Annotated in this window: 5 protein-coding genes and 4 tRNA genes; 1 reads left to right on the plus strand and 8 read right to left on the minus strand. The window is 27.3% G+C overall.

Going from position 1 to position 2,919, the window contains the following annotated elements; all coding sequences use genetic code 11:
* Positions 1 to 209: 209 nt before the first annotated feature.
* Positions 210 to 497: a hypothetical protein gene (locus BS62_RS15105; protein WP_496492085.1), complete on the minus strand. Its 288-nt coding sequence runs from the start codon at positions 495 to 497 to the stop codon at positions 210 to 212.
* A 158-nt stretch (positions 498 to 655) separates the two neighbouring features.
* On the opposite strand from BS62_RS15105, the gene BS62_RS15110 reads away from it, so the two are divergent.
* Positions 656 to 856: a hypothetical protein gene (locus BS62_RS15110; RefSeq protein ID WP_496492086.1), complete on the plus strand. Its 201-nt coding sequence runs from the start codon at positions 656 to 658 to the stop codon at positions 854 to 856.
* A 474-nt stretch (positions 857 to 1,330) separates the two neighbouring features.
* Here the strand turns inward: BS62_RS15110 and BS62_RS15115 are convergent, their stop codons facing one another.
* The 7 genes from BS62_RS15115 to BS62_RS15145 all read right to left on the minus strand — a co-directional run bounded on the left by BS62_RS15115 (position 1,331) and on the right by BS62_RS15145 (position 2,902).
* Positions 1,331 to 1,747, minus strand: a complete 417-nt coding sequence (locus BS62_RS15115) for a hypothetical protein (RefSeq protein WP_496492087.1) — start codon at positions 1,745 to 1,747, stop codon at positions 1,331 to 1,333.
* A 102-nt stretch (positions 1,748 to 1,849) separates the two neighbouring features.
* Entirely contained in the window at positions 1,850 to 2,131 is a 282-nt protein-coding gene (locus BS62_RS15120; protein WP_496492088.1) for a pro-sigmaK processing inhibitor BofA family protein, read from the minus strand.
* 58 nt (positions 2,132 to 2,189) lie between these two features.
* Positions 2,190 to 2,438 carry a DUF2508 family protein gene (locus tag BS62_RS15125; protein ID WP_496492089.1) on the minus strand — a complete coding sequence of 83 codons (249 nt, stop codon included), beginning with the start codon at positions 2,436 to 2,438 and terminating at the stop codon, positions 2,190 to 2,192.
* Between the two features lie 135 nt (positions 2,439 to 2,573).
* A tRNA-Val gene (locus tag BS62_RS15130) sits at positions 2,574 to 2,649 on the minus strand.
* A gap of 11 nt (positions 2,650 to 2,660) precedes the next feature.
* Positions 2,661 to 2,737, minus strand: a tRNA-Arg gene (locus tag BS62_RS15135).
* 9 nt (positions 2,738 to 2,746) lie between these two features.
* Positions 2,747 to 2,820, minus strand: a tRNA-Cys gene (locus BS62_RS15140).
* 5 nt (positions 2,821 to 2,825) lie between these two features.
* A tRNA-His gene (locus BS62_RS15145) sits at positions 2,826 to 2,902 on the minus strand.
* Positions 2,903 to 2,919: the final 17 nt, after the last annotated feature.

The raw sequence follows: 2,919 nt of genomic DNA on the forward strand, positions 1-2,919 counted from the left end.
AGGATCAAACTCTCATGATAAACTTGGCATTACTTTATAAATAAATGGTGTGTTAATTGACCTACTGTTTAATTTTCAAAGTTCAATTTTGTTTTATCCTTTTCTTAAGGACAAGTAATAATATATCATGTGTTTTATATTAAGTCAACACTTATTTTAAAATTTATTATTTAAAGGCCTCTTTTTATAAAAAAGGCCTTTTTATAGAGTTATTTCAATTGTCCTCTGTGTTCAAACTGATAATCAGTATGCATATTGTGGTCATATAATAATTCACCAGTAACTGTTACTCTATGTGCATTTTTATTGTAGTTTATCTTTAGATTTCTAAATCTAGCATCATCTGCACTGTTTACTAGATAATTTCTCACTAAATCTTCAGCAGACTTAGAGTCTACATCTTCATATATTTCAAAGAAATCTGCCTCAGACATTTCTAAAGTTAAATCATAGTATCCTTCATCTGTTCTTTTTCTTTCATCTCTTATATTATTCATATTGTTTATACCTCCAATAATTTTTATTAACATTTATTAAAAGTATAACCATTTATATCGTTTAAAATGTGACTTATCTTAAAAACTTTAAGATGTATATATATCAAGGTTTATTGCAAAAATATTAATAAATAAATACATTTAAAGGTGGTGTTACTATGACTAAGTTTAATGATTTAAAAAATCTTTATGAAGATGGATATAGATGTATATATCATGATACTTCAGAAAATCAAAAACATACTATTTATTTAAAAAATTTTTATAATGAAAGAGATAAATCTATAGAATTAGAATTAGATGATGAAAATGAATTTAACCAATTTAAGGATTATATAAATAACTTAAGAATGTCATAAAACACTTTATATAATTATATATCTGTTATTACATCTATAATCATCTTGAGAAAGTAATGCAAAGTTCAATTTTATCAATTAATTTATTAGGTCTCAGAATAAATTATAATATCTTTGTAATTAAAAAAGGAGCATTTTGCTCCTTTTTACTTTGTTGTTACTACTTTTTTTATTAGTTCTAATAACTCTTTTCTATCTACTTCTTGTATATGCTTTTTTCTTTTATAACTCTGAAAATATATCACTTTTGATGATGTTCTTTTCATAATAATCACTTCCTATAACTTATAATTAATTTATTATTATAGTTCTATGGAATATATATTTTTTCCTTCTTTAAAGTCTATTTTTTGCAGAATACTTTTTTAAATTTACAATTTAGTTGCTATTTTCTACACATTAAATTTTAATTTAAAATTAAGTTATAAAATCCACTTGTTTTTTGATATAATTCCTATGTCTACACTTATTTAATTATTCTGCATGTCTTAGTAGTCTTTTAATAACATCATTTAATTTTAATTCCCCTAATTCTTCATGACAAATAGCTATTACCATTTTTATATCTTGATCTGATTGATCATACTTATAAGCCCTTACTCTAATAATTGATTCTTCAGGCATATATTCCTCTAAATCAATCGCTAGCTCATCTGCTATTTGCATATATTCATTTATTATATCACCCTCATCTTCACTGTCTAGATCATATCCATCTTCTTCTATTACCTCTTTTAATACATTAATATCCAAGCTTATATTAAATGCAACTATATCTTCTCTTTTTGAACTTTTGCTCATATCTACTAGTACTTTAAAATCACTATTTACTTCTATAGTTTCTCTTATTTCTTGGCTATCTACAATAGTATCTCCAAATACAACATACATGTCTATCATCTCCTGGCGTAATATTTAATATGTAAGATATTATAAATAATAATTATATAAAATAAAAGTACATAAATACATATTGTAACTATTTATTTTAATTTAAATGAATATATACTTTATACAAGACATAACAGCGATACCAAATACCCCTAAATAACCTGTTATCAGAGATGTTATTACATTTACTCCTATATAAAAATCTACATCTAGTAAGTTTAATATATAATTTAGTGCAAATATAGCTGTTCCTCCAAATAAGCCTCTCATTACTATTTTACCTACAAAGTTAAGTGGTCCAACTAATAAAAGCGCTATTATATATATAGATAATAAAACTCCACTATATAACATTATTAATTTAACTTGCATAACAGCATCCATAATATTATCCCTCCCTACATAATACTATGAATGTATAATTAAATTAATTATATAATTTCTACTTTGCAACAACTTTTATAAAATCTTCAGAGCAGTTATAAGATACTCCTTTTTGCTTGGCTTGCTTTAATAAATAAGAATATCTTGACTTACGAGCCTCTAATTCAAATATAGCTACATCTATTAATTCTGGATCAATAACATTTTGAAAAAATATTTCTGCACTCTTTATGTCTGAATAAGCCCTTTTTATTTCTACTACCATATCTTGTTTTTCTTTTATATTTCTTTTTAAAAACCTAGGCATATATGCTCCTCCTTATATTAATATAAGTTCTTACCCCTAGATTCTATCCTAATATATCACTATATATACATCAGTACTACTTTGTTCATATAAGAACATAAAAAAACCTTAACTAATATATTAGTTAAGGTTTACTGGTGGGATTAACAGGGCTCGAACCTGTGACCCCCTGCTTGTAAGGCAGGTGCTCTCCCAGCTGAGCTATAATCCCATATTGTTTTGTGGTGCGCCCAGAGGGACTCGAACCCCCAACCTTCTGATTCGTAGTCAGACACTCTATCCAGTTGAGCTATAAGCGCAAATAAAATTGGAGGCGGCACCCAGATTTGAACTGAGGATCAAGGAGTTGCAGTCCACTGCCTTACCACTTGGCTATGCCGCCTCATTTGGGGTGGATAATGAGATTCGAACTCACGGCCTCCAGAGCCACAATCTGGCGCTCTAACCAACTGAGCTATACCCACCATATTGGTCGAGGTGG

Source organism: Sporacetigenium mesophilum DSM 16796 (assembly GCF_059569055.1).